The organism is Acinetobacter sp. ANC_7503 (assembly GCF_056780035.1).
This window is the reverse complement of the sequence record NZ_JBWYJA010000001.1, coordinates 549,044-573,512: the sequence shown is the minus strand read 5'-3', so window position 1 is coordinate 573,512 and position 24,469 is coordinate 549,044. Positions and strand designations below refer to the sequence as shown.

The 24,469-nt window shown below is 38.3% G+C and carries 26 protein-coding genes, 1 pseudogene and 1 CRISPR repeat array (1 of these 28 only partly in view); of the genes and pseudogenes, 9 read left to right on the top strand and 18 right to left on the bottom strand.

Annotated elements, in window-relative coordinates; all coding sequences use genetic code 11:
* Positions 1 to 440: direct repeats of the CRISPR family, unit length 29 nt; unit sequence GTTCACTGCCGAGTAGGCAGCTTAGAAAT; it reaches 310 nt to the left of the window's first position.
* A 217-nt stretch (positions 441 to 657) separates the two neighbouring features.
* Both AC1M9M_RS02915 and AC1M9M_RS02910 read left to right on the top strand, forming a co-directional pair.
* The gene (locus tag AC1M9M_RS02915; protein ID WP_481595547.1) at positions 658 to 1,962 is read left to right on the top strand and encodes a type II toxin-antitoxin system HipA family toxin; all 1,305 of its coding nucleotides are present in this window, start codon (positions 658 to 660) and stop codon (positions 1,960 to 1,962) included.
* Positions 1,955 to 2,227 carry a helix-turn-helix domain-containing protein gene (locus AC1M9M_RS02910; protein WP_179998411.1) on the top strand — a complete coding sequence of 91 codons (273 nt, stop codon included), beginning with the start codon at positions 1,955 to 1,957 and terminating at the stop codon, positions 2,225 to 2,227. The genes AC1M9M_RS02915 and AC1M9M_RS02910 overlap by 8 nt, the downstream gene beginning before the upstream one ends.
* Positions 2,228 to 2,771: 544 nt before the next feature.
* Here AC1M9M_RS02910 and AC1M9M_RS02905 read toward each other — a convergent pair.
* Both AC1M9M_RS02905 and AC1M9M_RS02900 read right to left on the bottom strand, forming a co-directional pair.
* Positions 2,772 to 3,128 carry a hypothetical protein gene (locus tag AC1M9M_RS02905; protein ID WP_481592887.1) on the bottom strand — a complete coding sequence of 119 codons (357 nt, stop codon included), beginning with the start codon at positions 3,126 to 3,128 and terminating at the stop codon, positions 2,772 to 2,774.
* Positions 3,129 to 3,387: 259 nt separating this feature from the next.
* Complete coding sequence (locus AC1M9M_RS02900; protein WP_481595546.1) at positions 3,388 to 4,089, bottom strand: putative quorum-sensing-regulated virulence factor; 702 nt, start codon at positions 4,087 to 4,089, stop codon at positions 3,388 to 3,390.
* 403 nt (positions 4,090 to 4,492) lie between these two features.
* On the opposite strand from AC1M9M_RS02900, the gene glyA reads away from it, so the two are divergent.
* Both glyA and rnk read left to right on the top strand, forming a co-directional pair.
* The gene (gene glyA, locus AC1M9M_RS02895; RefSeq protein ID WP_481595545.1) at positions 4,493 to 5,746 is read left to right on the top strand and encodes a serine hydroxymethyltransferase; all 1,254 of its coding nucleotides are present in this window, start codon (positions 4,493 to 4,495) and stop codon (positions 5,744 to 5,746) included.
* 144 nt (positions 5,747 to 5,890) lie between these two features.
* Complete coding sequence (rnk, locus tag AC1M9M_RS02890; RefSeq protein ID WP_481588470.1) at positions 5,891 to 6,295, top strand: nucleoside diphosphate kinase regulator; 405 nt, start codon at positions 5,891 to 5,893, stop codon at positions 6,293 to 6,295.
* Positions 6,296 to 6,333: 38 nt separating this feature from the next.
* Here rnk and AC1M9M_RS02885 read toward each other — a convergent pair whose 3' ends face one another.
* The 5 genes from AC1M9M_RS02885 to AC1M9M_RS02865 form a co-directional block, all read right to left on the bottom strand.
* The gene (locus AC1M9M_RS02885) at positions 6,334 to 6,738 is read right to left on the bottom strand and encodes a DUF3106 domain-containing protein (protein WP_481595544.1); all 405 of its coding nucleotides are present in this window, start codon (positions 6,736 to 6,738) and stop codon (positions 6,334 to 6,336) included.
* Entirely contained in the window at positions 6,728 to 7,054 is a 327-nt protein-coding gene (locus AC1M9M_RS02880) for a hypothetical protein (protein WP_481595543.1), read from the bottom strand. The genes AC1M9M_RS02885 and AC1M9M_RS02880 overlap by 11 nt, the downstream gene beginning before the upstream one ends.
* On the bottom strand, positions 7,044 to 7,664 hold the full coding sequence (locus AC1M9M_RS02875) for an RNA polymerase sigma factor (protein ID WP_171260669.1): 621 nt from the start codon (positions 7,662 to 7,664) through the stop codon (positions 7,044 to 7,046). The genes AC1M9M_RS02880 and AC1M9M_RS02875 overlap by 11 nt, the downstream gene beginning before the upstream one ends.
* A 160-nt stretch (positions 7,665 to 7,824) precedes the next feature.
* Positions 7,825 to 8,601, bottom strand: a complete 777-nt coding sequence (locus tag AC1M9M_RS02870; protein WP_481595542.1) for a TrmH family RNA methyltransferase — start codon at positions 8,599 to 8,601, stop codon at positions 7,825 to 7,827.
* Positions 8,602 to 8,651: 50 nt separating this feature from the next.
* Complete coding sequence (locus AC1M9M_RS02865) at positions 8,652 to 9,626, bottom strand: class 1 fructose-bisphosphatase (protein WP_180027536.1); 975 nt, start codon at positions 9,624 to 9,626, stop codon at positions 8,652 to 8,654.
* 172 nt (positions 9,627 to 9,798) lie between these two features.
* On the opposite strand from AC1M9M_RS02865, the gene AC1M9M_RS02860 reads away from it, so the two are divergent.
* The gene (locus AC1M9M_RS02860) at positions 9,799 to 9,984 is read left to right on the top strand and encodes an NF038105 family protein (RefSeq protein ID WP_035265716.1); all 186 of its coding nucleotides are present in this window, start codon (positions 9,799 to 9,801) and stop codon (positions 9,982 to 9,984) included.
* A gap of 47 nt (positions 9,985 to 10,031) precedes the next feature.
* On the opposite strand, the gene pal is transcribed toward AC1M9M_RS02860, so the two are convergent.
* The 6 genes from pal to ybgC form a co-directional block, all read right to left on the bottom strand.
* Positions 10,032 to 10,604 carry a peptidoglycan-associated lipoprotein Pal gene (pal, locus tag AC1M9M_RS02855; RefSeq protein ID WP_481595541.1) on the bottom strand — a complete coding sequence of 191 codons (573 nt, stop codon included), beginning with the start codon at positions 10,602 to 10,604 and terminating at the stop codon, positions 10,032 to 10,034.
* Between the two features lie 28 nt (positions 10,605 to 10,632).
* Positions 10,633 to 11,916, bottom strand: a complete 1,284-nt coding sequence (gene tolB / locus AC1M9M_RS02850; RefSeq protein WP_179998402.1) for a Tol-Pal system beta propeller repeat protein TolB — start codon at positions 11,914 to 11,916, stop codon at positions 10,633 to 10,635.
* A gap of 137 nt (positions 11,917 to 12,053) precedes the next feature.
* Positions 12,054 to 13,271 (bottom strand): cell envelope integrity protein TolA, encoded by a 1,218-nt coding sequence (gene tolA, locus AC1M9M_RS02845; RefSeq protein WP_481595540.1) that lies wholly within the window; start codon positions 13,269 to 13,271, stop codon positions 12,054 to 12,056.
* Positions 13,272 to 13,274: 3 nt separating this feature from the next.
* Positions 13,275 to 13,724 (bottom strand): protein TolR, encoded by a 450-nt coding sequence (gene tolR, locus AC1M9M_RS02840; RefSeq protein ID WP_481595539.1) that lies wholly within the window; start codon positions 13,722 to 13,724, stop codon positions 13,275 to 13,277.
* Positions 13,725 to 14,423, bottom strand: coding sequence for a protein TolQ (gene tolQ / locus AC1M9M_RS02835; RefSeq protein ID WP_481595538.1), 699 nt, complete (start codon positions 14,421 to 14,423; stop codon positions 13,725 to 13,727).
* Between the two features lie 23 nt (positions 14,424 to 14,446).
* The gene (ybgC, locus tag AC1M9M_RS02830; RefSeq protein WP_035265725.1) at positions 14,447 to 14,854 is read right to left on the bottom strand and encodes a tol-pal system-associated acyl-CoA thioesterase; all 408 of its coding nucleotides are present in this window, start codon (positions 14,852 to 14,854) and stop codon (positions 14,447 to 14,449) included.
* A gap of 262 nt (positions 14,855 to 15,116) precedes the next feature.
* Here ybgC and AC1M9M_RS02825 point away from each other — a divergent pair.
* Positions 15,117 to 16,344, top strand: a pseudogene (locus AC1M9M_RS02825) (acetamidase/formamidase family protein).
* Positions 16,345 to 16,394: 50 nt separating this feature from the next.
* On the opposite strand, the gene AC1M9M_RS02820 reads toward AC1M9M_RS02825, so the two are convergent.
* A complete protein-coding gene (locus AC1M9M_RS02820) occupies positions 16,395 to 17,738 on the bottom strand; it encodes an amidohydrolase (protein WP_481595537.1) in 1,344 nt (447 codons plus the stop codon).
* Positions 17,739 to 17,944: 206 nt separating this feature from the next.
* On the opposite strand from AC1M9M_RS02820, the gene AC1M9M_RS02815 reads away from it, so the two are divergent.
* On the top strand, positions 17,945 to 18,820 hold the full coding sequence (locus tag AC1M9M_RS02815) for a hypothetical protein (protein WP_481591338.1): 876 nt from the start codon (positions 17,945 to 17,947) through the stop codon (positions 18,818 to 18,820).
* Positions 18,821 to 18,831: 11 nt separating this feature from the next.
* On the opposite strand, the gene ruvB is transcribed toward AC1M9M_RS02815, so the two are convergent.
* From ruvB to AC1M9M_RS02800, 3 genes are all read right to left on the bottom strand, one after another.
* Positions 18,832 to 19,839 (bottom strand): Holliday junction branch migration DNA helicase RuvB, encoded by a 1,008-nt coding sequence (gene ruvB / locus AC1M9M_RS02810; RefSeq protein ID WP_481595536.1) that lies wholly within the window; start codon positions 19,837 to 19,839, stop codon positions 18,832 to 18,834.
* Between the two features lie 11 nt (positions 19,840 to 19,850).
* Positions 19,851 to 20,453, bottom strand: a complete 603-nt coding sequence (gene ruvA, locus AC1M9M_RS02805) for a Holliday junction branch migration protein RuvA (protein ID WP_481595535.1) — start codon at positions 20,451 to 20,453, stop codon at positions 19,851 to 19,853.
* Positions 20,454 to 20,573: 120 nt separating this feature from the next.
* The gene (locus tag AC1M9M_RS02800; protein ID WP_481595534.1) at positions 20,574 to 21,914 is read right to left on the bottom strand and encodes a deoxyguanosinetriphosphate triphosphohydrolase; all 1,341 of its coding nucleotides are present in this window, start codon (positions 21,912 to 21,914) and stop codon (positions 20,574 to 20,576) included.
* Between the two features lie 428 nt (positions 21,915 to 22,342).
* On the opposite strand from AC1M9M_RS02800, the gene sohB reads away from it, so the two are divergent.
* Positions 22,343 to 23,305, top strand: a complete 963-nt coding sequence (gene sohB / locus AC1M9M_RS02795) for a protease SohB (RefSeq protein WP_179998383.1) — start codon at positions 22,343 to 22,345, stop codon at positions 23,303 to 23,305.
* 51 nt (positions 23,306 to 23,356) lie between these two features.
* Here the strand turns inward: sohB and AC1M9M_RS02790 are convergent, their stop codons facing one another.
* Entirely contained in the window at positions 23,357 to 23,998 is a 642-nt protein-coding gene (locus AC1M9M_RS02790; RefSeq protein WP_481595533.1) for a DUF2238 domain-containing protein, read from the bottom strand.
* A 161-nt stretch (positions 23,999 to 24,159) separates the two neighbouring features.
* Between AC1M9M_RS02790 and AC1M9M_RS02785 the strand changes: the two genes are divergently transcribed.
* Positions 24,160 to 24,399, top strand: a complete 240-nt coding sequence (locus AC1M9M_RS02785) for a hypothetical protein (protein ID WP_092766082.1) — start codon at positions 24,160 to 24,162, stop codon at positions 24,397 to 24,399.
* Positions 24,400 to 24,469: the final 70 nt, after the last annotated feature.

Sequence of the window (24,469 nt, the reverse complement as noted above, 5' to 3'; positions counted from 1 at the left end):
GAGTAGGCAGCTTAGAAATTTAAAAGATTTGGGGCTCAAATCGAAAGATGGTTCACTGCCGAGTAGGCAGCTTAGAAATAACCCTGCTTTACAAGATACTGCTGCTAAACGTTCACTGCCGAGTAGGCAGCTTAGAAATTTGAAAGACTTATAGAGTTCTAAAAGGTGTATGTTCACTGCCGAGTAGGCAGCTTAGAAAAATCACAACGATATGACCGTGGATTGGAACAGGTTCACTGCCGAGTAGGCAGCTTAGAAATTTTGCCCACGCTTGCAATTCAGGATCAGACAGTTCACTGCCGAGTAGGCAGCTTAGAAATTATTACTGCTCGGAGAATGTAAAAATGATGCGTTCACTGCCGAGTAGGCAGCTTAGAAATGATGGATCTGTTTCATCAAGTTCTGTTACTAGTTCACTGCCATATAGGCAGCTTAGAAAAACGTTTTTGAATATCCACCATAGAAGGTTTCTTAGATAGATTAATACTAAGATTGGTAATTTTATAGCTGAACAGGTTTCACGTCTAAACGCTTACGACAGGTTTTTGATTTTGACTAAAAATAAGCAAATTACAATTCAAAACCAATAAATAGTTTTATATTTAAGTATAATAATTAGTGTTAAAAATAAGGTTGGTTTTATACTAAAATATAATTATGAGTAAATATTGTACTTTACAGATATTTCAGAATAATCAATGGATTGATTGTGCTTTAATAGAATCACTCGACCATGAAAATAATGGCTGGAACACTTCGACAAGGACTTCGTATTTATTCGAATATGCGATTCAACATATGGATTATAATGATGGTAGAGCAATTTCTTTTCGATATCCTGTAAACGTAAAAAATAATATAGAAAAGACATGGCCTTCATTTCTTATGGATCTTTTACCTCAAGGATTTGGTCGTAAAGAATTACTTCGGCAGCTGGAATATTCAGAAAATGCTCAAGAAGAAGTAGATTGGCTACTTCTTAATACGGGATCAGGAAATCCAATCGGAAATCTTAGAATTAAAGAAGCATACGAATGGTTGTTACAAAATTCTTCAGATCGTATTGTTCAAGGATTTAGCCTAAACGAAGTTACTAATAGAGATGAAAAATTCATTGAGGCACTCGCTTCTTATGGACAATTTGTTGCTGGCTCATCAGGCGTCCAAGGAGAGTGGCCAAAATTATTATTAACCCAAGGAATAGATGATCTTTTTTACTTGGATCATACTATTTCTGACGTGGACGCTAAAAAACATTGGTTAGTTAAATTCAGTAGAGGTGGAAATACGCAACTTGATAAAATTTTAAGTCAAGAGGCGCTCTATATGAACATAGCGCGATTCTTAGGATTGAGGGTTCATGATGATATTCACCTTTATGGTAGAACATTATTTATTCCAAGGTTTGATCGAATTATAACTAATGGAAAAGTTGAAAGAGTTGCCCAAGAAAGCATTGCTTCATTGAGTGGTAAAGTAGGTTTTGGAGTTAAGTTAAGTCATAATCATATCTGTTCATTACTAATTGAATGCTGTACGCATCCAGAGCTTGAAGTTATAGAGTATTTAAAACGAGATTTAGCAAATGTCGCATTGGGCAACAAAGATAATCATACCCGCAATACTGCTATACAACGTTTTAATAATGGACACATACAATTAAGTCCTTTATACGATTTCGCTCCAATGTGGCTCCATCCAGATGGTATTGCAAGATCAACAAGATGGTATAAAGATGATGAGGGTGGAGCACCATTATGGCAATCAGTGATAGATCAAATTAGTGAAGTCACCAGTATAAAAAGAGAAATATTAACAAATGCCCTAATAGCAGAACTTCCAAAATATCAAAATTTATTATCTTATATGGTCTCTATTGGGATCGATCAACAAGTCCTTGAAAACAGTACACATCGGATAAATTCAATTTGTGAGCAATTAGAGAAACTAAGAAATGGATAAAAGATTGAAACCATTAACACCAATTGAACAAATGCAAAATCGTGAAAAAGTGTTGAATGAAATAAGAGCTAATCCAGATTGGCCTCTTCATCAGGTTGCTAAATATTTACGAACAGAGCTAAATTTAACTTTAGAAGAAATGTCTAAAATAACTAAGATTGCACCTATTACTTTACATAAAATGGAGCAATCTAATGCTAATCCAACCTTAGGTACTATACTTAAATTATTAAATACATTTGGATTGAAAATTTGTGTTAAGTAATTGATTTATATTTTAAATATGTGAATATTTTGTAATTGCAGTAATACTTGTATTCTATGCTGTGGTTTAATGCTAATCTAAGATATATTGTTTGTGCGTGGTTTAAAAAGTAGAAATTATTCTACTTGTTTTATATAAGTTGCATTGTTTAGAAAGAATACTATTTGAAAGTTATTACAGGGAGAGAATAAAATAATATGCTTAGATTTATTAGTTTATAAATGATGAGCATACTATTGGATTGTTATCTATTTGAAAGATAAAGATATATAAAATAAATTATAATTCTTATCACCAAAATCTTATCTCAATTCTATATACTGATACAAGAGTGATTAAATTGGTTTAATGTATAAAAATGTTTGCAACTATTTTATTATTTTTGATCGAGTTGTATATTTTTAATATAAAGTAGGTTATTCGACGTAGCGCTACTGACGAGTTGGACGGATCAATGACAGTTAGTTGAGTTCAGTTGAACAATAAATCTAACACTAGCCTTCCAACATAAAGCCCGCGTAAAGCGGGCTTTTTCATATCGGAATTATGCTTTAAACATGACTTCAACATCATATTTTCGAAATTCACTGAGCAGGTCTTGAATGATCGATCCACCCGTTTGTTCTGAAGCATTGAGCAGGACTTCTTTATTTTCAAGGCTATCAAAACATTCTATGTGATTGATTTGCCATTGATGTTCTTGATCAGCTTGCTCAATGATAATACGTCGAGGCTGCAATGAGCCATCTGCTTGACGCGGAATAACATTGGTAATGGCGAGCTGGATTTTCTCCACCTGGTCATGGGCATGCAAGAAGGTGAGAACCCAATTTCCGACTTTTTTAAGATACATAGGATTATCTAAAGGATCAAATTCTAGAATTTGGCTGAGTTTAGACATAAGGCACCTATTTATACCGTTGTTGTATGATCGTATTAATATATTTATGAGAAAGATGTTCTACTTCGCCTTAGTCTAATAGCGGATGAGGTGGGCAGTGTTGAATGAATAAAAATAATAAAAAATATTTAATTATCATGTGATTATATTATTTTAATTATTGGTGTAAATTTTAGTTTAATCGTTTAAAAGTATTAAAAAAAATAGTTAATTTCTCACTTTGAGGTTTAGGTTCAAAGTGAGAGTCATGAAATATTGCTTAAAGCGTATCAATTAAAGTTTTTTCTAAGGCTTTTTTCAAATAGGGATCCAAGTCTTCTTGTCTTAGTAACCATGAAACATAATCTTTTGGAAGATCTACAATGGCTGTCCCACGATGTTTACCGAAGTTAATTGTACGAGGGATACGTGCATCTTCAGATACTTCATAGAGTTCTTCAATGTTTTGAATACCCAAATGATGAATAATGTGCATTAAAATATTTGCAGTCAAAATAATATCTGCGTCAGCTCGATGGGCACCTTTTAACATCTCTCTAGCTTTGCTACTGCCTTTACTAATCATATAAATTAAAGCAGAAATGTTGTGTGCTTCTGCATGAGGCCAAACTAGTCGAGAAAGAGCGAGTGTACAGATGGCTTTAATATGACTTGTTTCAACGCCGCATTGCTGAATAGCTCGAATATCATAATCAATATTATGACCAATAATATACGTCGTTTCTTGAGGTAACTCGAAGGTTCTGAAGTTGGGTTGATCTACTAAATCGCTTTCAAGAATATGATGAACCGCCATTGCAGCATAGGAAATTTTTTCGTCACCAATGCTATATAGTTGGTCAAAAATTTTTTCGCGATCAAGACTTAATTTGCCTTGTTCAATCTGAATAGGAGCATATGCAATTTCTATGGGCAAACCGTTTAATGTATGGGTTTCAGTATCCAAGATAATGGCTTGCATGCAAATGTCCAAGTTAATGATAAAGATGTAATTAATTTAACATTTTCAAATCTGAGCTCACAGTAATAAAGTCAATGAATTGTATAAATTATGCTGAATTGAACAAATTATGGGAATTATTTAGATAAGGTGCTCATTTAAAGAAATTTCGTTTTCTATGATATTGACGCTGCAAGTTTAGACTGTAGGTTGTTAAAGGCAATTTTCAAAAATGAATGAATTTAAAAAAGAATAGTCATAATTCAGATATTTGTTTTTAATAGTAATTGAGTAAACACACAGGAATTAATCAAATTTAATTGCAAACTGTTTAAACTTCATTCTCGAAATTTAACAAGTTCATGTTACAATACGCGCCAATCTTAGCACGGCTTAAAAGCCCTACATTAATAGGACCTCGCTAATGTTTGCCAATATCTCTATTGCTGACTTTGATCCAGAATTAGCTCAAGCTATTACGAGTGAAGATGCTCGTCAGGAAGCTCATATTGAGTTAATCGCTTCAGAAAACTATTGCTCTCCAGCAGTAATGGAAGCTCAAGGTTCAAAACTCACTAACAAATATGCAGAAGGCTACCCAGGCAAACGCTACTATGGCGGTTGTGAATATGTAGACGTGATTGAACAATTGGCAATTGACCGTGCTAAAGAACTCTTTGGTGCTGATTACGCGAACGTTCAGCCTCATGCTGGTTCTCAAGCAAACTCTGCAGTTTATCTAGCGCTTCTTAACCCAGGCGATACTGTTTTAGGTATGAGCTTAGCTCACGGTGGTCATTTGACTCACGGTGCTAAAGTTAGCTTCTCTGGTAAAACATATAATGCGATCCAATACGGTTTAGATCCAGAAACGGGTGAAATCGATTACGAAGAAGTTGAACGTTTAGCTATAGAACACAAGCCACGTATGATTGTCGCTGGTTTCTCTGCTTATAGCCAAATCGTTGATTGGCAGCGTTTCCGTGAAATCGCAGACAAAGTAGGCGCTTATCTATTCGTTGATATGGCTCACGTTGCTGGTCTTGTTGCTGCTGGTGTTTATCCAAGCCCAGTTCAAATTGCTGACGTAACTACAACGACGACTCACAAAACACTTCGTGGTCCACGTTCAGGTTTAATCCTTGCAAAAGCAAATGAAGAAATTGAGAAAAAACTTCAATCTGCTGTATTCCCAGGTAACCAAGGTGGCCCTTTAGTTCATGCTGTAGCGGCTAAAGCAATCTGCTTCAAAGAAGCAATGGCTCCTGAATACAAAGCATATCAACAACAAGTTGTGAAAAACGCGCAAGCAATGGCTGAAGTGTTAATCGAACGCGGTTATGATGTTGTTTCAGGTGGTACGAAAAACCACTTGTTCTTGTTGTCTCTCATCAAACAAGACATTACAGGTAAAGATGCTGATGCTTGGTTAGGTGCGGCTCACATCACTGTGAACAAAAACTCTGTGCCAAACGATCCACGTTCTCCATTCGTAACTTCTGGTATCCGTATCGGTACTCCAGCTGTAACAACTCGTGGTTTCGGTGAAGCAGAAGTACGTGAACTTGCAGGTTGGATCGCGGATATCTTAGATTCTAAAGGTGATGAAACTGTCATCAACGCTGTGAAAGCTAAAGTTGAGACTGTATGCGCTAAATTCCCAGTTTACGCAAAATAATCTTCGACTTGAGAAAAGCCCCCTCAAGGGGGCTTTTTTATTGAATGTTGGAATGTCAAATCTGTCATTTTTAGATAGTTCTGATATAACTGATGTATCTATTAATTATTCAATTGTCGTTATACATTTGAATTGGAGCAGAAAATGAGCCATCCAAATATTATTATTTCTGAACAGGATTTAAATCGTTTAGAAACCATGTTGGAACATCAGAAGCAGGTAACTCCAACGATGGAGCATTTAGAAAATGAGTTGGCTCGTGCTGAAGTCGTACAGCCTAAAGATATCCCTGCCAATGTAGTAACGATGAATGCTAGAGTGCTGATAACGGTTGCACCGTCCACTGAATCTACAGAGATTGTGCTGGTATATCCCCATGACTTTAAAGGTGAAAAGGGGCAGGTTAATGTGATTGCACCTATTGGTGCAGCAATCCTAGGTTTGGCGGAAGGACAAGAAATTGAATGGCCTCAGCCTGATGGGCAAACAATGAAAGTGAAAATTGATAAAGTGCTCTATCAGCCTGAACGTGAGGGTATATATCTTTAACAAAAAAATAAAGCCTCTTGTGGAGGCTTTAAAGTTTATTATTTCATCGTGGTTTGTTGCATATATTTATTTATATAAGTTTCGCGTATTTCCCTGCGCTGCTCGGCAGTCGTCGCGTTCATCATTTTTTTACGCAAATCATTTCGTTCACTTGAGCTCATCTGTTGCCAAGTTTCGCGCATTTGTATTTTTTCTTGTTCAGGCAGTTTAGTAAACCAATCCATTCTTTGTTGTAGAACAACACTTTGCTCTTCAGGAATTTCTTTCAAATTTTGATAGCGTTTAATCAGTGCTTTTTGTTCTTCTTCAGAAAGCGATTCCCAAGATTCATTAAGTTCAGAATTATTGTCTTTCGAGAAGATCCAAAAACGTTCATAGCCTGCAAAACTGGTTTGTAAAAAACCTAATGTGCAGAGTGCAATCGCTAAGCCTTTAGCTGCCATGAGCTGATTTATCCTCACCAAAAACAGATAACATTTCTAGATCTTCCATCATTTGCGGAGAAAGTTTAGGGGTGACAATCACTTGTTGTGGGCTTGGAGCTTCTTCCAAATCAAATGCATTTGGAAGTACCACAAATCCTGTGATCGCGGCTGCTAATGCAAAACCAGTAACTTTCCAAGTCATCAACTGAGAAAATAACGGTTTGTCTTTAATCTCATCGAGTACATGCTCCATCACGACCGCTTTATTGCGATGTTTTGATGCCAGTACATTCAATTTTTCAGTCACTTGTTTCGTAAATTCATCATGATTCATCCGATGATCCCCCGTCATTTGGGTTTAAGTGAGACAAAGCAGATCTTAAGCCCTGTATAGCTCGATGGTAATGGGTCTTCACACTGCCTTCTGAACAATTCATGATTTCGGCTGTGGTTTGTGTGTCAAACCCTTCCCATGCTCGCAACATAAATGCTTGTTGTTGGCGAACAGGTAACTTAGAAATTGCATTTTGAATCTCCTCAACAGCCATCTCTTGTGCAAGAAATTGCAGCGGATTAGGTGTTGATTCATCCACAATATTGATGGTTTCGTCATCATCTTCATCGTGGTTATTTTTTTTAAATAACGAGAATGGAAAAGCCCGTCGAGATTCTTTACGACGCCAATCCTGAAGTTTGTTATTTAAAATGGTATAGAAAAGGGGATACCACTCTGCAGTGGATTTATCAGCATATGATTTATGCAAAGATATAAAAGCTTCTTGGACTAAATCCATGGCAATGCCATTGTGTCCTTGAGTTGCGCTTTCCATCATCACCAATGCACGCCCAGTGACGTCTTGCATAAAATATTTAAGACGTTGTTCTGCCGTATTCAAAAGAACACTCGAATCTTCAGGCTTGACTTTTTTTGGTGCTAAATCCATAGAGATGGAAAATCCCGTCATTGGGTACCCACCATTATTTTCTAATCGTTACTTATATAACGTCAAAACATAATGGTAGGTTGACAATCTAAGCAACTATTTTTTAGCAGTTTAATAGATTTTTTTATTTTCAGTGACTTCGTTAATATATTTTAACGAATCATATCCGTTGGCGTACCATTTCAAAGAAACAAATCGATCCGGCAACTGCAACGTTTAATGATTCTTGACCACCCGGTTGGGGAATGGTAATTGCTGAAGCATGCGCTAGGGCATATTCCGAAACGCCTTGACCTTCATTGCCCAGTACCCATACGCAAGCTTGAGTTAAGTCTTTTGCATATAAACTTTCTGATTCATGTGAGCTCGTGACATACACGGGAATTTTGAATTGAGACAGCACATCTTCAAGCGCAACGTTTTCATAGGTTTTTAATGAAAAGTGCGCACCCATTCCTGCTCGTAATACGCGAGGAGACCACAAAGATGCTGAACCTTTGGTGCAAACAACTTGTTCAATACCTGCAGCCGCAGCTGAACGAAGTAATGTACCCACATTGCCTGGATCTTGAACATTTTCAAGAATTAAAGTGTCTTGAGTGTAATCTAGAGCATCACGTTGAGTTGGTAAATCTACAATCGCTAAACATGCTAAGGTGGTTCCTAGCGTGCTAATGTCTTTATAGAGTGATTCACTAATAACAAACACTGAACCTGTATAGTGTTGTGCGATTTCGTCAAAATCGGCGTGTTCCATTGCTTTTTCAGTGGTAAAAATCGAATTCAGCTTACGATTTTTTTCTAACCAAGCTAAGCACAAATGTGTGCCTTCAAGAACAGTTTGGCCTTGCTTTTTACGGTAACTATTTTGATCAATTAAACCACGTAAATGTTTAATTTTCGGGTTGTCTTTAGATTCTAAAAAGATAATGGCCATTCAGTTTGACTTCCATGAGAGCCTAAATCAATAGGCTCTCAATTGTAAAATTATTGATGATAAGCAGTAACAAGCTCAACTTCATTTTTTGAACCAATGACGACTGGTACACGTTGGTGAAGTTCAGTCGGTTGGATTTCCATAATACGCACGCGACCTGTTGTCGAAGCACCGCCTGCTTGTTCCATGAGCATACTCATTGGATTTGCTTCATACATAAGACGTAAACGACCAGCTTTTTTAGGATCTTTGGTATCGTAAGGATATAAGAAGATCCCACTACGGCAAAGAATACGGTGGATATCACCGACCATGCAGGCAACCCAACGCATGTTAAAATCTTTTTCACGTACAGATGTTTTACCCGCTTGTAGCTCACCAATATAGCGTTGAACAGGTTCTTCCCAATGACGTTGATTTGAAGCATTAATGGCGTATTCTTTTGTATCGGCATCCACTTGGATATTTTCAGTCGTCAACAGGAATGTTTTTGACTCTGGATCAAATGTAAAGAAAACAGTACCTGCACCAACGGTTAATGCCATCATAGTTGATGGGCCATATAACACATAACCAGCTGCGACTTGTTCAGTACCTGCTTGAAGGAAATCTTCTGCTTGTGTCACTGAATTTTTGGCAGGTAGGATAGAGAAGATGGTGCCAACACACATATTGATATCGATATTACTTGAGCCATCTAGTGGATCGAATAAAACTAAATACTTACCGTTCTCTTGTGCTGGGGTAAACTCATCGAGTTCTTCAGAAGCTAAACCGCCAACATTTTCGTTGTTTTTTAGCGCATCAATTAAATAGTCATTTGAAATAACATCTAATTTTTTTTGCGCTTCACCTTGTACGTTTTCATTACCAGCACTACCTAACACACCCGCTAAGGCACCCTTTTGCAATGCTGAATCGATGGTTTTACACGTTTCAGCAATTGTTTCAATCACATTAGAGAGTTCAGGCGTTAGATTTCCTTGTTGTTGTGCAAGATATTGTGACAAGGTGAGGTATGACATTACAAGGACGCTCCTAAAAGCTTTAAAAGAATAAAATTTGGATCTTGGGTTATTTTAGATGAGTTCAGTGCAAAATAGAAATTATCCTGCGTTATTTGTGGTGATTTTGCACTTGCCAGAGTTTTAGAACATGGTATGTTGATAGGAGGATGATTTTAAAAGGAGCTTTAAAATGAGCATTCAAAAGTTTGAAGCAACTCCAACGCCAGGTGAGGCAATCGACTTAAACGAAATTAGTTCAGAGAGTTCCAAGGAAGCATGGAAACAGTACGAGGCTAAACCTGAATATAAAGAGTTTAATAAGCATGACATGATTGAGTCTATGCAAGTGCCCATGCCAGACTCGCAAAGGTCTTAAACCTGATATAAAAAAAGCGCTCGAATTGAGCGCTTTTTTTGCATTCATTAGCGAAGAAGTGGTGGCACTGCTTCATAATTGAGTTCTACACGACGGTTTTCTTTCCACGCAGCTTCATTGTTACCTGTATTAATTGGCATTTCTTTACCATAACTCACAGCTTCGAGTTGGTTTGGATTTACACCATTTGTAACCAAATAACTTTCAACTGCTTTGGCACGTCGCTCACCCAAAGCCATATTGTATTCACGCGTTCCACGTTCATCGGTATGACCAGTTAATGCGATTTTAGAGTTTGCATTTGCCAATAAAAATTGTGCATGTGCTTGGAGGGTTTGATAGTCCTCAGTAGATAGCTCACTGCTGTCATAATCAAAGTGAACAACACGTTTAGCCAAGAAAGCTTTATTGGCTTCAGTTACCCCTTTAGCAGAAGCACCCGTTAAGTTTTGAGCATTTAATGCTGCATCTTCACTGAGACCAGTCGTATTTACAGAGGTGGACGTTGATGGTGGTGTCATCGTAGTGGTATCTGTAGTTGCTGGTTTACGGCTTGCGCAACCCGTCATTACTAAACTTACAGCAATGAGTGGAAGAGCAAACGTTTTAATCGCGTACATGTTCATCTCCTTGAAAGATTAAATTCGATTATTTAGGTGCCCAAGCAGGTTCACGAACTTCACCTTGCTCGCTAGGTAAATTCATGCGGAAGCGGCCGTCTGTAGACATAATCGATAACAATCCACGGCTGCCTTCACGTGTCGCATATACGACCATTTGACCATTTGGTGAAAAGCTTGGTGATTCATCTAAACTGGTTGGCGTTAATATGTTCGTGATCCCAGTGGAGATTTCCTGAATTGCTACCTTATAGTTGCTACCTGAAGGGCGATGTACTAAAGCAACATATTTACCATCGGCACTTAAACTGCCACGTGCGTTGAATGCTCCGCGGAAAGTCAAACGTTTTGTTGAACCATCAGCAAACGTGTAATGATAGATCTGTGCTGAACCACCACGGTCTGAGGTAAAGATAAAACCTTTACCATCTGGGGTATAGCGAGCTTCTGTATCAATTGCTGTATTATTTGTCATACGCTTCACTTGGCGCGTATTTAAATCCATTTGATAAATTTCAGGGTTGTCATGCATTGAAGCAGTGAACAACATGCTTTTACCATCAGGGGAAAAACTTGGCGCACCGTTTAAGCCACGGAAGCCAGCTAATTTTTCACGTTGTCCAGTCGCTAAATCTTGAACATAGATCGCTGGACGTTTGGTTTCGAATGAAACATAAGCGATTTTTTTGCCATCAGGCGTCCAAGCAGGGGATAAAATTGGATCGCGCGAACTCAATACAGTACGTGGTTGTTCGCCGTCCGTATCTGCGATTTGTAAAGTGTAGCGATTATCAGGAGTCGCAGGATTTCGCAAAACATAAGCGATGCGACCACTAAAGTCACCAGGAATACCTGTTAATGCTTGGTAAATCGCATCACTGATCATATGTGCTGCAGATCGAATGCGCGATGGTGGTACAGTTAATAGTTCATTGAGCAAATATTGTTGTTTTTGGACATCATAGAGTTGGTAATGAACAGCCAATGAACCATCAGGATTGGTTTTAACTTCACCATTCACAACATAAGGTACGCCTGCAGATTGCCAAGCAGCACCATTGGCTTGATTGATGGTTGCTGTTGCAGGTAAATTTTTAGATGAACTGGTAAAGCGACCTGAACGGTTTAAATCTTGCTCTACAACAGGGTATAAGCGTTGATCACCTACGAATGGCACGATAGCAATTTTTGGTGCTTCTTCAGGTGCTTTAGCAATTTCAAGATGAAGCTGTGCATAAGAGGTCGTAATGAGAGCAGGGCTAAATGCTGCCAAAATTGCTAAACCGAGAAGATGTTTTGAGATCATTTTCATGAGAGGTCACGTACTCAAGATACTAATTTTTCGAATATTCTAGCTTTTTAGCATATAGCTCCGTACCGAATCTATATAAAGCGTGTAATTATCCGCAATTCATGAAAAAACCTTTCGACGAATCGAAAGGTTTTTTATTATTTCACGGTGAATGAAGAAGTGAAACTACGAGCTTCACGCCTTGCATCAGGATCGGATGGCATCGGATATGGTGCTGCTGCACGAACAGCCTGTTCGACACTGGCTTTGACATCTGGATCTGATGCATTGACGATGACTGAAGTCACAGAACCACTGTCAGATAATGTCACGCGTGCTGTCGCTTTTTGACCTGAAGAGCCTATTGGCATTCTCCAAGCACCTTTAATTTTTTGCTCAAAGTCTCTTTTTGCTGAAGAAGCGATGCGTTTAGATTCAGCTTTTTTGTTGGCTGCTTCTTGTCTAGCTTTTTCAGCGGCAGATTCTCGAGCTTCAGCTTCGGCACGTTCTTTGGCTTCAGCATCTGCTTTTCTTTGTGCTTCCTGACGAGCTTTCGCATCAGCCTCTTGTTTAGCTTTTGCATCTGCTTCCGCTTTAGCTTTACGATCAGCATCCTGTTTGGCTTTTGCATCTGCTTCCGCTTTAGCTTTACGATCAGCATCTTGTTTTGCTTTGACTTCAGCAGCAGCTTTGGCTTTCCGGTCGGCTTCTTGTTTGGCTTTAGCATCGGCCTCCGCCTTAGCTTTCCGATCAGCATCTTGCTTAGCTTTGGCTTGAGTTGCCTCAGCTTTAGCTTTTCGATCAGCTTCTTGTTTCGCTTTTAAAGCCGCATCAGCTTTCGCCTTTTGTTGTTGTTCCTGTTTTGCGCTTTGCTCAGCTGCTTTGGCTTTTTGAGCGGTCTCTTGTTTAGCTTTAGCATCGGCCTCAGCTTTAGCTTTCCGATTCGCTTCTTGAGTCGCTTTACGTTGTGCTTCAGCCGCAGCTTTACGTTCGGCTTCTTGTTGAGCTTTAACCGCTGCCACTTGCTCAGCTTTACGGTCGGATTTTGGCTCTTCGGCTTTTGGTTGAGTTGGAGGAGATACAGGAGGCGCAACAGGAATCACAGGAGCATTTTTAATCGGCTCATTGGTCTGTTGAACATTTTCTTGAACGTTCTGGTGCGCTGTATCTGAGTGATCAGATTCAACCAATGGTGTGGGTTCAGGTGGTACCAGATCTTCAGGTTTAACTAAAACTGTTTTAACAGTTTTAGTTGGCTCAGGAGGTTGAGTCAACCCAAGGAACAATAAGCCTGTGATTGCAATCACATGGACCGCAACAGTGAATCCGATTGCAATTTTCTTTTCTTTTGAAAAGCGGGAGTTAGATTCTTTCATAGCTTATTGAATCGGTTTGGTCAGCAAGCCAACTTGATTGATCCCTGCATCTTGTAAGTTAGACATGAGCGTCATCACCTCACCATAAGGTCGAGTATTATGACCATTGATGACGACACTAAATTGTTTATTCTCACGTTCAGCAATTTGTTGTGCATCACGAAGTGTCTGTTGTAATTCTTGCAAGCTCAGTGGATTTGGTTGGCTACCCTTGTATTCTAAAAAGTATTGTCCTTGTTGATCTAAAGTCACCATAGCTGGTGCATCCTTAGATTCAATCGGTACACTATTTGCTTCAGGTAAATCAACTTTTATGCCACTTGTGATCATTGGTGCGGTCACCATAAAAATCACCAAAAGTACTAACATGACGTCAATATAAGGAACTACATTCATGTCACTTTTAAGTGGTTTTTTGATGCGTTGGAAACGCCCTGAACGACGAACGACCATTTATTCAGCTTCCTGTGTAGAACCCACAGAACGACGTTGTAAAAGCGCCACCATTTCTTCAGCAAACAAGGAACGATCTGAGTAAATTTCTTCACTTTTGGCCGTATAGTGGTTGAATGCAAGTACTGCAGGAATCGCAGCAAATAAACCAATAGCAGTCGCAATGAGGGCTTCCGCGATACCTGGTGCGACAGTTGCTAGCGTCACTTGATCGACTTGGGCTAAGCCGATAAAAGCATTCATAATGCCCCAAACTGTACCAAATAAACCAACATAGGGCGCAACTGAACCAATACTGGCAAGTGCACTGACGCCTTGCTCCATACGGCTCTGATCTCGGCTTAAACCCACCCCAAGAATACGCTCTGTGCCATCAATGACTTGTGCTGTTTCAGCTTTGGTTTTTTTGAGTTTGAGAAACTCTGCAAAACCAAGATAAAAAACATCTTCCAAGCCTTCACGCTTAGAGTTGACTTGTGCATTGTTATATAAAGTGTTGAGTTCTGCACCAGACCAAAAAATCTTTTGAAAATGATCATCACCTTGGCGAGCTTTTTTAAACGTCATATGTAACTTGGCAATAAGGTACCAGCTAAAGAGTGAAGCTAGTACCAACACCAGCATGACCAGTTGTACGACTGGACTCGCTTGAAGAATTAAATCTGTGACGTGAAGTGAAGATTCGAGTTGTGTTGCCATAGTTACATGTGCCAATCATATTTTTATGCGTGGGCTAATTCTTTTTCGATTAGATCACGGATTTCATTTGGAATTCTCAGCGGTTTCATTTCGGCGCTAATACACGCCAATTCTACTTCCCCTGAAGCTAGCATGATTTCACCACGATAAATATTTTGTTGCAATACAAAAGACGTTGCTTTACACGAAACTACACTTGCTGTAACAGTAATTAAGTCATCCATTAATATTGGGCGTGAATATTTAAGCGCTAATTTATGCACGACAAAGTTGTAATCTTTTTGATGCCAGTAATGTGAAATCCCTGAAGCGCGTAACCATTCTGTACGTGCGCGTTCCATAAAGCGAATATGATTGGCATGATAAACAATGCCTCCTGCATCTGTATCTTCAATATACACTCGGATTTGAAATTCAAATTTGTTCGCCATACAGGTGTTCCATTACTTTAAATAGTCCAGTGTTTTGCAACATTCTTGACAAAGAATGCGAAACGCTGATTTATACAATGTTTGAAAGGCTTGAAGTTTAGCACTCCATTTTTACAGACCAATGGCACAAGATTTCAAAAATAGCTGTAGATTGGGCGAAATATTTTAAGATGAAAATGCAGATTTAATTGAATTTTAATCATGTTTGGCATAGGGATTGCTTAAATAAATTCACATGAAATTTATAGTTGGATTTGAGTGCATGTTAAAAAAGTTAGCTTTATCGATTTCGATTGCTACATCAATATTAAGTTTTTCGACTTTTAGTTCGGCTGAAGATTTTAAAATTTTAAAACAGATTGAAAGCAAGCCAACTTTACTAAAAAAAGGGGAATATGCTGGACACTATTATATTCCAAGCACACTCAATACTATTCAATGGGGTTATCTACCGAATAAAGATGCTAAGCCAGTTTTAACGGTTCCATCGGGGGAGTCATGTGACTTTTGATACAGTGTCACATGAAGGTTTATTAGAGGATCAAGGGCGTGATGCTGAAAAATACTTTACATCTAAAGGTGTTAAAAAAGAGCACATTTTAGATGAAGCGAAATTGATCACCCGCTCTAATTTAAAGCATGATTTCCATAAAGATGGTCCACACATTATTACTGGTCCGATCTACGTTGAAGGTGCAATGCCGGGAGACGTGCTTAAAGTTGAAATATTGAAAATAGAACCACGTGTTCCTTATGGTGTTATTTCGAACCGCCATGGTAAAGGTACATTGCCTGAATTCCCTAAACGACAAAAACATGATCATGCTTCGCCAGAAAATCCAGATGCTTATGGCAATGTTTCAGTATTTACACCCATTGCGCAAAATAAAGAGGGTGTATGGGAGGGGGTGATTCAAACAGAATCTGGTAAAGCGATTCGTTTTCCATTAAATCCGTTTATGGGAACAATGGGTGTTGCACCAAATACCAGCGAACCTGTTCACTCAGTTCCACCCTCATTTTATGGTGGAAATATTGATATTAATGATTTAACTGCTGGGGCAACCGCTTATTATCCTGTTCAAGTTCCAGGTGCATTATTCTACACAGGTGATAGTCATTTTGTTCAAGGTGATGGTGAGGTTGCATTAACTGCTTTAGAAGGTTCAGCGCGTGCAACGTTTAAAATTAGTGTGTTAAAAGCGGGTAAAGATTATATTCCAGGTAAGCAACTTTCTCAGCCATTAGGTGAAAATGATCAATTTTGGATTACACCTGGCTTAGATGAAGATTTGGATGAAGCAATGCGCAAATCTACGCGTGAAGCAATCAATTTCTTAGTAAATGAATATGGCATAAGTGAAGAAATTGCATATGCTTATCTCAGCGCTGCGACTGATTTTGAAGCTTCTCAAGTTGTAGATAAAACCAAAGGCATCCATGCGATGATTCGTAAAGCAGATTTTAAAGAGTTCGTCGAGCAGAAATAAATTATTGAAATAAAAAAATCCTCCATCAAGGAGGATTTTTTTTATGATGCTTAAGATTTGTTATTCCAATCTTGTTGAACTTGTTGTGCAATAGTCGGATAGTCCATCACAAAACGAATGTGGCTTTCAACGCCAGTTTTTAATGTCGCATCATCTACAATAAATTGAGGGTTATGATTGGGTGCAGCCTTACTCATCTCTTGATCTTGAGGTGTTGCACCAATGAAAATGAACAATGAAGGCATAAGTTGACCATAATAGGCAAAGTCTTCACTGGCACTCGCATTGTTCTCAAGCACATGTAATTTATTTTCGCCATGAACTTTCGCAAGTGAGGGCGCGATGAGTTGAGTTAGTGTTTTATCGTTCGTAGTGACGGGGGCATAAGCGGCAATTTCTACTTTGGCTTTTACGTCATTTGCATGAGCATTATGTTCGATCAACTTCGGTAAATCCTTGAGAATATTCTGGCGGACTTCTTCACTATTTGATCGAATCGTGCCAACCATATTGACTTGCTCTGGTATCACATTTCCTACCGTTCCACCTTGGATACTACCAATACTGATTGCCCCCATACCTTTGGTTAAATCTGCACGACGGCTGATCAAACTCTGCATATTACTAATCATTTGAGATGAAGCGTAAATGGGATCGCGTCCAAGCCATGGCATAGAACCATGAACTTGTTTTCCACTGACCTGAATGCGCAAGTGATCTGCACTGTTTAAAATGGTGCCATCTTTATAAAAAATATGACCACTTGGCATACCCGCCATAACATGCATACCGAAGATCACTTCAGGCTTAGGATTTTTTAAAGCCCCATCTGCAATCATCTTACGTGAACCAATTTGATCGCCATGGCTAAAGTTATCAATATCTGCTCCACCTTCTTCAGCTGGTTGGAAGACAAACACAACAGTACCTGCAATTTTATCTTTATTTTCCGAAAGCACTTTTGCAGCGCCGAGTAACATTGCTGTGTGAGCATCATGTCCACAGGCATGCATCACTGGCGTTTCTTTACCTTGATAGATTGCCTTTGCCTTACTCGCAAAAGAAAGTCCTGTTTTTTCCTCAATCGGTAATGCATCCATATCTGCACGTAATGCCATCACTGGGCCAGGTTTTGCACCTTTAAGAATTCCGATTACACCTGTTTTGGCATAGCCTGTGCGGACTTCAATTCCATATTTTTTTAATTCTTTTTGAACCAGAGCCGAGGTTTTAAATTCCATATTGCCGAGTTCGGGATGTTGGTGAATGTGCTGTCTTAATTTGATGGTATGTTGTTCAACAGCGTTTACACCGTCATCAACCCAATCTGCAAAACTCAAGGTTGAACAAAGGGGCAAGATGGTACAAGCAGAAAATAGCCTAAGTGAAATCATGAACACAATGTCCTAAAAATCCAAAAGTTTTAGGAGCTTCTCATTCACTTCCGATAGTTGCAAAACTTAACAGGTATATCGAAATACATGAAAAGTATAGTGAACATGAAGCATTGATTTTTAATGCTTTATCCATAGATTTAAAGTTGTTATTATTTGTAAATTATTCATTTTAAATAATTATTTTAATAGTTGTGGGGGAGCTAATGGGCGTTGAAGAAGAACTTAAGCATAATCAAGATGTCATGATTCAACTTCCGTGGACCGTGCCACAACCGCCTTTATATACGACGAGTATTCAAGTTGATCCTGAAACGCAGAAAATTCCTTTGGATTTGAATGTAAGCTCAACTGATACGACTGCAATTTGGTCTTTTATGATTGCAATGGCGATAGCTTTTATTCTAGGAATTTCAGCAACAATCATTGCAATTTGGTATGGTGTCAGAAGTTTTAAATTAACTGAAATGTCTTTTAATACAGTAGTACTAGAAATAAAAAGTTCACAACAAATTGCTTTTGATCTAAATCAAAAATTATTTGAGCAACAGATAGCGTTACAAAAAAATGAGTTGCAGTCTAAAGAGCGTATAGTATGGAATGATTTAGTTTACGAAATATGTGCCGATTGTAATATATTAATCAATAACTATATTTTTAAAGCACAGGAAATAATCAAGTTTTACCTGAGAACTAATAGTAGAGATAAATCAAATCCCTCAAGTATATTTGGGGAAAAGATAGGTGAGTTGGAAGAAATTAGTCATCAATTAATTCTTAAAAATTCGAAACTTGATCTATATTTGGAAGACAATAATGATATGCATGAATATTTTATTAAATTATTAGATCATTTCACTATTTTATCACAGGAATTAATAGATGAGTTTTATAACAAACATTCTATTGAGTTATTCGAAGTTTTTGAAGATTTATCTCATATTGATTATGGAGATAACAAGATATTAAGGCTAGCAAGTTGGAAAAATGGAAATAAATTAAATAGATTAGAAATACTCTCTTTATTAATGCGTGAAATTAATAAAAATTTAAAAAATAATTTAAGAAAAAAAGCAGCCTAAGCTGCTTTTCATCACTTTTCTTTAGGTTCAGGTGGTGTCATCCCAAACTGTAAATATGCCTGATTCGTCGCAATACGACCACGAGCAGTACGCATTGCATAACCTTGCTGAATTAAATAAGGTTCGATCACGTCTTCAAGCGTGCCTGAATCTTCTGCCATTGCCGCTGCTAGAGCTTCAACACCTGCAGGACCACCATCAAAACGTTCTAATAACATGGATAAATAACGGCGGTCGAGTGTATCTAAACCATCCTTGTCTACATTCAACATATCAAGCGCACGTTGCGCCATTTCTTGTGTGACCTCACCTGTACCTTTCACTTGAGCATAGTCACGTACACGACGCAGTAAACGGTTTGCGATACGAGGCGTACCACGAGAACGACGAGCCACTTCCTTCGAACCAGCTTCTGTGATTGGAACATCCATCAGGTTTGCAGAACGAGTCACGATATGGGTCAAATCTTCAACCGAATAAAACTCTAATCGTTGGACAATACCAAAACGATCTCGAAGCGGAGAGGTCAGTAAACCGGCACGAGTAGTCGCAGCGACTAAAGTGAATGGCGGTAAATCCAACTTAATTGAACGCGCAGCAGGGCCTTCACCAATCATAATATCCAGTTGGTAATCTTCCATCGCGGGATAAAGGATTTCCTCGATCACTGGAGAGAGACGGTGAATCTCATCAATAAATAAAACGTCACCTTCTTCTAAGTTGGTGAGCATTGCTGCCAAATCACCAGCGCGCTCTAACACAGGACCTGAGGTGGATTTGAGATTGCCACCCATTTCACGCGCGATAATATTGGCAAGTGTGGTTTTACCTAAACCCGGAGGACCAAAAATCAAGGTATGGTCTAAAGCTTCACCACGTCCACGAGCTGCACCAATGAAAATTTCCATCTGCTCACGCACAACAGGTTGACCAATATAATCATCTAATGATGTTGGTCGAATGGCACGATCAAAATGATCTTCTGGTTTTTCAGAACCACTGATAATACGGTCTTGCATAATATGAGATCTTATTTATTCATCGATTTTAAAGCAGCACGGATAATATCGGATGCCTCAGTGAAGTCACCTTTAACGGTATTGACTAACTTTTGTGCTTCTAGTGGCTTGTAACCTAATGACTGTAAAGCAGCTTCAGCCTCAGCGACAGCAGAGTTACCCGTAAACTGAATTTGCGCTGTTGTAGAGTTTGATGTGGATGGCTGAGCTGCAAGCGCTTTAAAGCGATCTCGAAGTTCAATCATCAAACGCTCTGCAGTCTTTTTACCAACACCTGGAACTTTGACTAAAGTGTTTACATCTTCATGTTCAACGGTATGAATGAGCATGTCTACGCTGAGTGTTGAGAGAATACCCAATGCCATTTTGGGACCAACGCCGTTCACTTTAAGTAAAGTGCGGAAAATACTTTTTTCTTGTGCGTTGGAAAAACCATACAGTAATTGAGCATCTTCACGTACAGCCAAGTGCGTCCACAATGTGACTTTTTGTCCTTTCTGCAATTGGCAAAATGTTGAGAGAGGTGTATCTACCTCATAGCCAACACCATTTACATTCAATAAAACTGTTGGTGCTTCTAAAGCAAGCACTTCACCAATAAGACATCCAATCATTCAATTATTTCACTTATTTGTCGATGTTAAATTCACTATGTCAGCATAGTAGTGTTCATTGCTTCAGAACGCAAAATCAAAAAACACTTTATGCTCTTTTCCTGAACACTAATTTAAGGTTTATAAAAATCCAACTTTATTCCCTTGAAGTTCCTGTGCCAAATGATAAGCCTGATGATCCGAAAATTTTGAGATCACATCTAAGACTTGCATGATATTGTCATAGTGATCATCACTAAAACGTACACCTAAGCCTGAGATAATAGACAGTAAACGTCCTTCCTTAAAATTATGAATTTTATTGGGGGTCGTAAGCGGAATAAAGGCACCTAGTATGTGCTGTAAGCTTTGATGTGCAATGATTTCTAAACCAGATTTTTGAGGATGCTCAAAGATTTTTTCCCGCGCTAAATTCTTTGCACAATCAATTCCTGCTTCGATATCGGGCGAGCAATATTGGAGCAAACTACCTTTAAGCTGTCCTGACAAAATTTCAAAATGATGTTTAGCAAAAGCGGAAGTGACTTCATCAACCAAGCGTTTCATCACACGACCACGCAATGCTGCAATCTTTTGTTGCCACGTGGTGTATGGCATTGCAAGTTCAGCAGGCGTGCCATAGTCACCGAGCAGATTTAAAAAAATAGGTTCGACTTGCTCATAGCTGAGCATGTTAAGAATAATGCCATCTTCTAAATCGATCAGGGCATAACAAATATCATCCGCAGCTTCGAGTAAATAGGTGAGTGGGTGGCGACAGAAATGATATTCACCATATTGTATAAGACCTAATTGGTGACCAATTTGTTGCAAAATTTCTTTTTCAGATTGATAACAACCAAACTTAGCTCGTTTACTGGCAGGCGTATTTCCCTGAGAGTCAATGGTTTTAGAAAGCCATGGGTACTTTAAGTAAGCTCCTAAGGTTGCGTAAGTGAGGCGCATTCCACCGTCATTAGGGTGATAGTCAATTTTCGTGAGTAAACGAAGACCTTGAGCATTGCCTTCAAACTGGCGAACATCGGCCTGCTGTTCAGGGGTTAAACTCGATAAAAAATTGCCATGTGATGCATCATCAAACCATTCTCGAATCGCATATTCACCTGCATGACCAAAAGGGGGATTACCAATATCGTGTGCAAGACAAGCTGCTTGAATAATTGCACCGACATCTGCAGGAGAGATCCACATAGGTAACTCATCACGAATTTTTTCAGCTGCTAGCATTCCCAAAGAGCGTCCTATACAAGAAACCTCAAGGGAATGTGTTAGACGCGTATGAATGCCATCATGTTGAGTCAGGGGATGAACTTGAGTTTTACGGTTAAGTTGCCTAAAACTCTGAGAAAAAATAATACGATCGTAATCTTTATGGAAGGGGCTACGTGCTTGTTCTGTATTTTGTTTTGAACTACCAAATCGAACTGTTGATAACAGTTCCAGCCAACGCATTTGAGTCATTTATCATTATTCATCATCACTGTATGGAACCATCATGCCAAAAAAATCGTGAAAAATATATGCTGACACGACATAATTTGGCGCATTGAAAATGCATTTCAGAAAAGTTTAAGAAGTAAAATAATGAGTATTAAGATATTGATTTTAAGAATTATTCTTCAAATATAATTCAATTTATTCACTCTCAAATCATATAAGAGTCTCTAATTGATTATAAAGATAGATATCAATCATTAGATGATGCGTGGATGCGAGCCGGTTCGATAATTTTTTATCGAGATAGTATGCATAATGTATCTACTTTTTATGCTGATTGTTGATAAAATTGATCCTATGATTGGCAGAACATTTCAATAAAGCTATTGAAATTTGTCTATTTTGACCTCATGTTATCCTCATAAAGATGAATTATAGAGATGTGAATTTATATGTTATTTCATTTGCCGAAACTTCCTGCCGAAATTCGAGTCACTCACTTAAATGCGCGTATTAATGAACAACGAAAAAAAATTGCGCAAAGTACTGCATCTAAACTTGAACTTCTGCAGTTGTCTCAGCAGTTTTCAAAAGAAGCACGCACGCGTAAAAAGAATAATCAGAAAGTATATGTAATTGATTTTAAAGGTGACATGGCAGCTTCAGCTGTAGAAAATCTTCGTGAAGAAATCACCTTGATTTTGGCGACTGCTAAAGCAGGGCGTGATCGTGTCGTAGTTCGTTTGGAAAGTCCAGGTGGGATGGTACATGGTTATGGACTTGCGGCTGCTCAATTGGTGCGTCTGCGCGATGCTGGTTTTCATTTAACCATTTGTGTTGATAAAGTCGCAGCAAGTGGTGGATACATGATGGCATGTATCGGTAACGAAATTATTTCTGCTCCATTTGCAGTGATTGGTTCAATTGGTGTTGTTGCTCAAGTGCCTAATTTTAATCGTTTACTTAAAGAACATAATGTTGATTTTGAGCTTTATACTGCGGGTCAATATAAACGTACCGTGACCATGTTTGGTGAAAATACGGAAGAAGGTAAAGCAAAGTTTGAAGAAGAGTTGCAACAAACGCATGCATTGTTCAAGCATTTTGTTGAAAAATATCGTCCACAGTTAAATGTTGAAAAAGTAGCAACAGGTGAACATTGGTACGGTCAAGATTCATTAGATTTGAATTTGGTTGATAAGCTTCAAACCTCGGATGAGTATTTATTAAGTTTATTGACAGTGCATGATGTTTACTTGATTCAAACTCGCCGTAAACCTACCTTAGGTGAGAAATTAGGACTGCAAGCGGCACAAATGGCGGACAGTTTGATTCCTGCTGTGATGAATAAAGTTATGGACACTTTAGTCAAAACTAATGCGAACTTAGTGCAACTACGTGATCCTAAACTTTAAATTCGATGAAATAAAAAAAGCCAATCTAATGATTGGTTTTTTTATGATTTATCATTTGTATGGTCGAGAGTCTAATTTTCGATATAACATCACTATTCCTGTGATCATGGACCCAAGTGTTGCGAACAGCATATCTTTATGGGCATCCCAAATATCACCTTGTTGACCATTATAATTTTCTGCTGCCTCAGGGGAAAGATTAATCGCAATCGACCATTCAATCCATTCGTAAATGAGACTGGTGGCCATGACAAACTGAACCACAATAAGAAAAAGTACTCGTTCAGATAATTGTGGTAAATAGAATTGAATGATCCTCAGGAAAAAAGGATAGAGAAGTAGACCATAGGCAAAATGGACCAAGCGATCATACATATTTCGCTCCCAACCCATCTGTGCATTTAAATGTATGTTGAAGTAGTGCATCAACCATTCATTATAGGGAACATACGAATATAAATAGTGCGCCCCAAGAATATGAATGATCAGAAATCCAATATAGAGAGAAAATGCGATAAAACTCAAACCAACTTTCTTTTGTATATAGATCAAAAACACCAGCATTAAAGCTGTGCCAAGTTGATGTAAGCCATAAGAAGCATATTCAAGAGGCTTTATACTTGCCAAGATCAGCACCATTATGAAAATGAAGAATACGAGGTGGTGTTTAGGAGTAAATTTTTTGTAGTGCATTTTGTTATATGTTGATTTGATTAATTTCTTCATATGATTGTAATGGATCAATCCTGAGAATAAGCTGCAGATCGCATTATTTTTATAAATAGTTGTTTATATCAATAGCTCATTGCAATCAGAATGATCAGTTAGAATATGATTTATTTTGAGTTTTTATTATGACGGTTTCAGCTGCTTTTCTTGCACAGCAAAATGCATATTTTCATTATGAGTTTGAAGAGCTTACTCTGGATGACTTTCCTGAAGAGATCTCAGTATCACTTCGAGGAATGATGTTTAGGCATGACATTCAATATGCTCAAGTGACTCATTATATTTACTATAGCGATGTTTTAACTGGTGATGAATTAGAAAAGCTCAGAACTGACTTTATACGTTACTGTCCTGATGAAGCATGATTTTTATTGAAACATTTGATGAGTCTCATACAAAAAAAAGCGAAGCCTAAGCTTCGCTTTTTTTCTCAAT

Bases quoted from the DNA above. Each gene is read 5' to 3' on its own strand.
- AC1M9M_RS02915 (WP_481595547.1), top strand. From the start codon at position 658: ATGAGTAAATATTGTACTTTACAGATATTTCAGAATAATCAATGGATT.
- AC1M9M_RS02910 (WP_179998411.1), top strand. From the start codon at position 1,955: ATGGATAAAAGATTGAAACCATTAACACCAATTGAACAAATGCAAAAT.
- AC1M9M_RS02905 (WP_481592887.1), bottom strand. From the start codon at position 3,128: ATGTCTAAACTCAGCCAAATTCTAGAATTTGATCCTTTAGATAATCCT.
- AC1M9M_RS02900 (WP_481595546.1), bottom strand. From the start codon at position 4,089: ATGCAAGCCATTATCTTGGATACTGAAACCCATACATTAAACGGTTTG.
- glyA (WP_481595545.1), top strand. From the start codon at position 4,493: ATGTTTGCCAATATCTCTATTGCTGACTTTGATCCAGAATTAGCTCAA.
- rnk (WP_481588470.1), top strand. From the start codon at position 5,891: ATGAGCCATCCAAATATTATTATTTCTGAACAGGATTTAAATCGTTTA.
- AC1M9M_RS02885 (WP_481595544.1), bottom strand. From the start codon at position 6,738: ATGGCAGCTAAAGGCTTAGCGATTGCACTCTGCACATTAGGTTTTTTA.
- AC1M9M_RS02880 (WP_481595543.1), bottom strand. From the start codon at position 7,054: ATGAATCATGATGAATTTACGAAACAAGTGACTGAAAAATTGAATGTA.
- AC1M9M_RS02875 (WP_171260669.1), bottom strand. From the start codon at position 7,664: ATGGATTTAGCACCAAAAAAAGTCAAGCCTGAAGATTCGAGTGTTCTT.
- AC1M9M_RS02870 (WP_481595542.1), bottom strand. From the start codon at position 8,601: ATGGCCATTATCTTTTTAGAATCTAAAGACAACCCGAAAATTAAACAT.
- AC1M9M_RS02865 (WP_180027536.1), bottom strand. From the start codon at position 9,626: ATGTCATACCTCACCTTGTCACAATATCTTGCACAACAACAAGGAAAT.
- AC1M9M_RS02860 (WP_035265716.1), top strand. From the start codon at position 9,799: ATGAGCATTCAAAAGTTTGAAGCAACTCCAACGCCAGGTGAGGCAATC.
- pal (WP_481595541.1), bottom strand. From the start codon at position 10,604: ATGTACGCGATTAAAACGTTTGCTCTTCCACTCATTGCTGTAAGTTTA.
- tolB (WP_179998402.1), bottom strand. From the start codon at position 11,916: ATGAAAATGATCTCAAAACATCTTCTCGGTTTAGCAATTTTGGCAGCA.
- tolA (WP_481595540.1), bottom strand. From the start codon at position 13,271: ATGAAAGAATCTAACTCCCGCTTTTCAAAAGAAAAGAAAATTGCAATC.
- tolR (WP_481595539.1), bottom strand. From the start codon at position 13,724: ATGGTCGTTCGTCGTTCAGGGCGTTTCCAACGCATCAAAAAACCACTT.
- tolQ (WP_481595538.1), bottom strand. From the start codon at position 14,423: ATGGCAACACAACTCGAATCTTCACTTCACGTCACAGATTTAATTCTT.
- ybgC (WP_035265725.1), bottom strand. From the start codon at position 14,854: ATGGCGAACAAATTTGAATTTCAAATCCGAGTGTATATTGAAGATACA.
- AC1M9M_RS02820 (WP_481595537.1), bottom strand. From the start codon at position 17,738: ATGATTTCACTTAGGCTATTTTCTGCTTGTACCATCTTGCCCCTTTGT.
- AC1M9M_RS02815 (WP_481591338.1), top strand. From the start codon at position 17,945: ATGGGCGTTGAAGAAGAACTTAAGCATAATCAAGATGTCATGATTCAA.
- ruvB (WP_481595536.1), bottom strand. From the start codon at position 19,839: ATGCAAGACCGTATTATCAGTGGTTCTGAAAAACCAGAAGATCATTTT.
- ruvA (WP_481595535.1), bottom strand. From the start codon at position 20,453: ATGATTGGATGTCTTATTGGTGAAGTGCTTGCTTTAGAAGCACCAACA.
- AC1M9M_RS02800 (WP_481595534.1), bottom strand. From the start codon at position 21,914: ATGACTCAAATGCGTTGGCTGGAACTGTTATCAACAGTTCGATTTGGT.
- sohB (WP_179998383.1), top strand. From the start codon at position 22,343: ATGTTATTTCATTTGCCGAAACTTCCTGCCGAAATTCGAGTCACTCAC.
- AC1M9M_RS02790 (WP_481595533.1), bottom strand. From the start codon at position 23,998: ATGCACTACAAAAAATTTACTCCTAAACACCACCTCGTATTCTTCATT.
- AC1M9M_RS02785 (WP_092766082.1), top strand. From the start codon at position 24,160: ATGACGGTTTCAGCTGCTTTTCTTGCACAGCAAAATGCATATTTTCAT.